A 6,714-nucleotide genomic window follows, 5' to 3' on the forward strand; every position below is an offset into this window, starting at 1 on the left:
AGGACTGAAGTCCTCACTACAAACTTTATTATAGGTTCGTAGTCAGGACTTTAGTCCTTCTTCAGATTGTTATGAGGAAGGACTGAAGTCCTCACTACGAACTGAATCGAGTTTAAACCGATCGACTCGCCGTTTCCGCCAGAATCTGCTTAATTTGAGCAGGAGTCAGACTGGGATTGGCCTGCAACATCAAAGCTATTACCCCGGATACGTGCGGCACTCCCATCGAAGTACCCGCAAAATATCGATAGGGAATCCCCGGTTGAGACAGCGGCACAGTTGAATAAACGTCCCCAGCATCAGCCCTACCGCCGTCGCCGCCCGGAGCGACAAAATAACTAATTGTGTTAGCTCCCGCCCGGTTAGAATAATCACCAAACAAGCCGTTGCGGGTAACACCACCGACAGCAATTCCAACCTCATTCGCAAACTTAGCCGGATAATCTACATCCGGGCGACCATCATTTCCTGCCGCCGAAATCACCACCACGCCCTTAGCTTCCGCCGCTCGAATCGCGCTCAATTCGCGATCGTTGAACTGTTGACCGCCAAAACTCACATTAATAATTTTCGCACCATTTGCCACCGCGTAATTAATTGCGCTAATTTCATCTATAATTCTGCCTACTCCTGTGCTATTGAGTATTTTCAAAGGCATAACCTTGGCAGTCGGAGCTGTTCCAGTTATTCCCACTCCATCCTTTTTAGCAGCAACTAAACCCGAGATATGAGTGCCGTGGCCGTTATCATCCATCGGATCGTTATCGTTGTTGGCAAAATCCCATCCCCGCACATCATCTACAAAACCATTGTTATCATCATCTACGCCGTTATTAGCTTTATTTCTACCTGCGGCATCAACGCCATTTTCTCCGCCATTGCTCCAAACATTCCCTGTTAAATCCGGGTGATTGTAGTCAATGCCGCTGTCGATAACTGCTACGACAAGGCCATCTCCAGTCAAGCCCTTCGCCCAAACTTCAGGAGCTTTAATTAAGTCTCTGCCCCACTCGTCACCGCCCAAGTCGGGAACATCGGGAAAAGTTGGCACACCTTGAGCTTTCGCAACTGCCTCCGCCGCATTCACTAAACCAAACCCAAAACGAGAGTCAAAACCCGTCGAGTTGCTGGGATTGTTAGGAACAATATTTGCAGGAGTTGCAGATATATTTAGAGTAAAATTTGTATTGCCTTGTTTTTGATAAACTCGGACAAAGTATGTTCCGGCTGCCAAATTTTTGAGATCGATCGACTCTGGCGATAAACCGGGTTCTTTAGCAGAAGCAATAATATCGGTAAAGTCAATAGAATTGTCGCCGTTAATATCTTTAATCACATCCACATCAACATCGGCACTAAAACCGCTGATAGTTAATTTAAAGTCGTTAGCCGCAGGCAAAGTAAAGCGGTAAAGGTTGTCTGGGCGGGCGTTGCTAACCGAGTCGGCGATGGTTTGATTGCTGCTCAAAACGCCTAAATCTCGGGCTTGACTGAGTTGGTTGCCCGATCCGGGATTTGCAGAGATGAACTTACCGCTGAGGTTTTGTGGTGATGTGTTGGCGACTAAGCCTAGAATAGCGCCGGATTGGCGAATTTTAATTACTGTATTGGGAGTGCCCGAAACTGTTTCTAGAATGAGGTCTCTTTCGGTAAGATTGTCTGTTAGTCCGATCGCATCCTCAAAACTGTTAAAGTCGGCGATCGCGTCTGCAACAGCCACATCCGAGACTGGAGAGTTGCTGCGAAGCACAAAGGTATCTGCGCCCAAACCCCCTGTCAGCGTATCTTTGCCTCCATCGCCTGTTAAAACGTCGCTACCGTTGCCGCCGTTGAGGCTATCGTCTCCCCTACCTCCTTGCAAGGTATCGCTGCCCTTCCCGCCAAACAGGAAGTCATTGCCGGCACCGCCGTTAAGCAAGTCATTGCCGACACCACCGAAGAGAGTATCGGAATTGGCACCGCCGAGGAGTCTGTCGTTACCATTATCACCGCTGAGGCGATCGGCATCCGAGGCACCGACAATAAAATCATTACCTCCGAGGGCAAAAAGTCCGTTAGGATAAGGAGTCAAAAAGCCTGGAGTTAATGCGAAACTATTGGGGCTATCATCTAAAAGATAGGAAAATCCGTCAGGGCTCGGGCCGGGCATAGAAATTTACTCCTTAGATAAAATCAATCTAAATTTTAGATTCAAAACATGAAATTGTCCTTAAGAAATCTACAATCCCAAATTCATTAATCAGGATCGGAAAATGGGAAAACAACACTTGCATCGAATTCAGAATTTTTTCAATGTCGCCAAAGCGCGTTTCAAGCCTTATTTGCGCTATGCGATTTTGGGCGGCACGTTTTTATTTATTGCCAAAGCTTTTGTAACTCACTGGCAAGAAGTCGCTAATATCCGAATTAGAGCCGAAAGTTTTCCGTTATTGGCGATCGCGGTTGGTGTCACGTTACTGTCTCTAATTTTTGTGGGCTGGGTGTGGATGTTGATTTTGCGCGAATTCCGCCAACCTGTCAATGCCGCCTGGGCGATTCAAGTTTTTCTCAAGACTAATATTGCCAAGTATTTACCGGGGAATATTTGGCATTTTTGGGGTCGCATCTCGGACGCCAAAAAGGCAGGGATTGCGCCCAAAGCTGCTACTCTCAGCGTCTTGCTGGAACCGTTGCTGATGGCTTCTGCGGGCGTGCTGATTGGGTTGATTTGTTTTGAGCAAATCGATGTTTTTTTGCGAATTGTCGGCTGTGCTGCTATTTTAATAGCCATTCATCCCCGAATTTTAAATCCGATCGTCCTATTTGTAGAGCGCTTGAAGTTATCCAAGAACAAGGGCGAAAATTCCGAGGTTGGAGATGCTGGGGGCGATCGACTAATTTCGCCTTTAGAGTCTAGCTCCAATCTAACTAAAAAAATATCTAATGTCAAGGATAAGCGAAAAAATAATTTGCCAATTAAACGCTATCCTTTAATCCCGTTAATCGGACAAATCTGTTTTATCGGATTGCGGGGCAGCGGTTTTTTCCTAACGATAATGGCTTTAAATCCGGTAAATTTTATCGATATTCCCAACTTGTTCGGTGCTTTTGGTTTTGCGTTTGTTGTGGGTTTAGTTGTACCGGGTGCGCCTGGAGGGATGGGAGTATTTGAAGCAACGGCGATCGCCCTTTTGGACGATCGCTTTTCTGTGGGTATAATTTTGAGTGCGGTGGCTTTGTATCGGATTATCAGTATTTTGGCGGATGTTTCCGGTGCTGTGTTGGCGAAAATTGACAGGAGGCGCGATCGGGGAAATAAATGAATGGAAAATAATAGATCCGACTAGTGGATTTACCCCAACTAGCCGGAGTCAAAAATATGTATTTTTATTAAGACTTTGGGCTTACGTAAGTAAGCTGGCTATAGTTGACTTCAGCCAAAAATTTTGTCAAAAAATCTGTTTGAGCCGTTAAGAAACAAAGCCAACAAAAATACAGTCTGAATCAATAAATTTAAGACTTGCAAACAAACCGAGTTCTTCTCAGAAATCTCACAGTTTTAGGTATTTGTACCGTCAAATCAACGGTTTTTTTGAGTTGGGGTGTGCTAGTCCTGGATTTATGAAAAATTGTTAACTTGATGCCAGAGGATGCACAGCCATGATACCAGTTTTATCAGGACGAACAAATCCCTACGGGATAGCTTCGCTTCACGAAATTGCGAATCAATTCAAGGCGGGCGAGGGAAAGATTGGCGAAAAGGGCGATCGACCCAATCAACCCAGTACAATAGTATTTATCGATGCAGCAGTAACAGACCATCAAACACTCCTGGATCGAGTGAAATCGGGAGTAGAAGCAATAATTCTCGACTCCGAGAGAGATGGAGTCGAACAAATTAGCAAAGTCTTAGCGAATCGCACTAATATTGACAGCCTTCATCTAGTTTCCCACGGCGAACCCGGAAGCTTGCAACTCGGTAAAACCAGACTATCTATTGATAACCTCGAAGTTTATAGCAAGCAATTGCAGCAGTGGCGGCGCGCCTTAACAGTTGATGCAGATATCTTGATTTATGGTTGTAATGTAGCAGCAGAATCTCGCGATTGCCCGAAACTCCGCCAGGGAATTAATTCCCTGTCTCATAGCGAAAGTCGGTTAAAACCGACTGAAAACAATCAAATTCTTCATTCCTATTCAGAGGACTTTCGCTATGAAATTGGGGTTTCAACCTCCGGCGAACTCTTCCTCCACCGTCTTGCATCCCTCACTGGTGCAAATATCGCTGCATCCAAGCATCTCACGGGTAGTGCCAAATTAGGCGGCAATTGGGAACTCGAAACAAAAATCGGCAACATCAAATCACCCCTAGCATTCGAGTCAGACGCAATGGAAAATTATGCGTCTGTTTTGGCTACTTATAGCGTTACCAATACTTCTGATAGCGGTACGGGTTCTCTGCGAGATGCGATTCAACAAGCCAATTTCAATCCCGGATTAGATAGAATTAACTTTAACATTCCCGGCACTGGGCCTCATACGATTACCCTTGTCAATCAAGCCTTACCTGTCATCACCAGCCCAGTTATTATCGATGGCAAATCTCAACCAGGATATGCAGGCAAACCAATTATCGAACTCAATGGCAGTTTAGTACAAGTTGGTGGTGTTGATAGCTGGATTGGTACTAATGGTATAGAATTGAGCCGGAGTTCTTTTGGGGGTCAGGAAGATTCTAATGGCAGCACAATTCAGGGATTAGTTATTAATGGATTTGGAAAAGCAGCAAACGGCTTTGGTGGCTTTGGCATTTTGGTATATACTAATAACAATACCATTCAAGATAACTACATTGGCACTGATATTAGCGGTACTGCTGCTGTAGGTAATACTATGGGCGGCATTAGAATCAACATTGGCAGCAATCCTTTCATACCGAATCCCACACCTAACCCTATCACAGGCACTATTATCTCGCGCAACGTCATTTCTGGCAATGGTACTTTAGGAGGCATATTTGCTGCTAAAATAGCAGCAACAAATACCACAATTACGGGCAATTATATCGGGACTGATACCACGGGTACAAGAGATTTAGGCAACGAGGGTAATGGCATTATGATCCTCGATCGAAGTTCCAATCCTAATAATAATGTCATTGGTGGAACCGCAGCCGGAACAGCGAATATCATTGCGAACAACAAGGGCAGCGGTATTGAAATCAATGGAAATATCAGCAACCAAACGATTCAAGGCAATAGCATTTTTAATAACAAACGATTAGGCATTGATTTAATCGGTAATACTGGCGTGACTCCCAACGATGTGGGTGATGCGGATAAAGGCAGCAACAACCTGCAAAATTTTCCGGTTTTGACCTCAGTTAGCGGCAACACAGTCAATGGCATTCTCAACAGCACTCCTAACAATAACTTCCGCGTCGAATTCTTTGCTAATAAAAGTTATGACCCCGCAGGTGCAGGTCAAGGTGAAACTTTTCTAGGTTTCCAAGATGTTACTACAGATAGTGCTGGCAATGCTAATATCAACTTCGCCTACACTCCAGTAGCAGGCAAATCAGTTCTCGCTGCTACTGCTACAAACAAAACCACAGGCGATACATCGGAATTTTCCCGTCGCAATCAATCTCCGATTAATTCAATACCGGGAAGAACAACTACTACCACAACTAACCCTAACAACATTACGCTCAACAGCGGAGGAATACCTAATTATAACGTTTTAGCGACACCTTATCCCTCTGCTATTGACGTTTCAGGCGTGACGGGAAATGTAGACAGTATTACGGCCACTATCAACAATGTCAAAACTTCGGATGGGGTTTATTCAGCATCACAGGTAATTAATCTGTTGCTAGTTGGCCCACAGGGACAAAATGTAGTGTTAATGTCTCAGGTAGGATCTGCACCGCTTAACAACATCACACTGAAGTTTGATGATAATGCTGCTTCTTTTCTTGGTTCTACATTTCCAACGTCGCTACCAAATATTGCTTCAGGAACTTACAAACCAACGAACTATTCACCAAACGGTTTTCGCGATATTTATTCCTTAGCTTTACCGCCCGGTACGCCGACAGGAGCACCAGAAGGGCCTTACGGTTCAACTCTTTCTGTTTTTAACAAAACTAACCCGAATGGTGCCTGGAAGTTATATGCAGTTGATGCCAGCCAAGAGAATGGTGTGGCATCCGGTGCTACTATTCCAGGAAATATTGCTAGTTGGAGTCTTGACATTACTACCGATACTGGCAAAGAAACGACGACTCAAAATAGTCCTCGCATCTTCTCTGCTAGCAACAGCAATAGTATCTCTGTCTCGGATGCAGATAGCGAGTTAGTTGAAGTTAATCTCAGTGTTACCAGTGGTACTCTGACACTCAAGTCGCTGACGGGAGTTACCGGATCGGGGAATGGCAGCAACATCCTAATTTATACGGGGAAACAGGGTGATATTAATGCTGCTTTAGATGGTTTAACTTATACGCCCAATCCGAATTTTGTTGGTACGGATACGTTGATTTTGACGACAAAGGATAATGGTGCCCCGGAATTAGGCGGTGCTCAAACAGATGTCGATCGCGTGAATATTACCGTCAATCCGCCAACACCAACACCAACTCCAACTCCAACTCCAACTCCAACTCCAACTCCAACTCCAACTCCAACTCCGACTCCAACTCCGACTCCGACACCAACTCCAACTCCAACTCCG

3 protein-coding genes are annotated in these 6,714 nt (G+C 45.1%); 2 read left to right on the forward strand and 1 reads right to left on the reverse strand.

The genetic code is table 11. The annotated features are described in order from the left end of the window. Positions 1-112: 112 nt before the first annotated feature. A complete protein-coding gene (locus QZ918_RS27445; protein ID WP_293340824.1) occupies positions 113-2,149 on the reverse strand; it encodes a S8 family serine peptidase in 2,037 nt (678 codons plus the stop codon). A gap of 103 nt (positions 2,150-2,252) precedes the next feature. Between QZ918_RS27445 and QZ918_RS27450 the strand changes: the two genes are divergently transcribed. Beyond that, positions 2,253-3,302, forward strand: coding sequence for a lysylphosphatidylglycerol synthase transmembrane domain-containing protein (locus QZ918_RS27450; protein ID WP_293340828.1), 1,050 nt, complete (start codon positions 2,253-2,255; stop codon positions 3,300-3,302). Between the two features lie 337 nt (positions 3,303-3,639). Then, positions 3,640-6,714 (forward strand): DUF4347 domain-containing protein (locus QZ918_RS27455; RefSeq protein ID WP_293340831.1); only part of this gene is annotated, 3,075 nt, incomplete at its 3' end.

It is taken from the genome of Microcoleus sp. CAWBG58 (genome assembly GCF_020883045.1).
Classification (GTDB): Bacteria; Cyanobacteriota; Cyanobacteriia; order Cyanobacteriales; family Microcoleaceae; genus Microcoleus.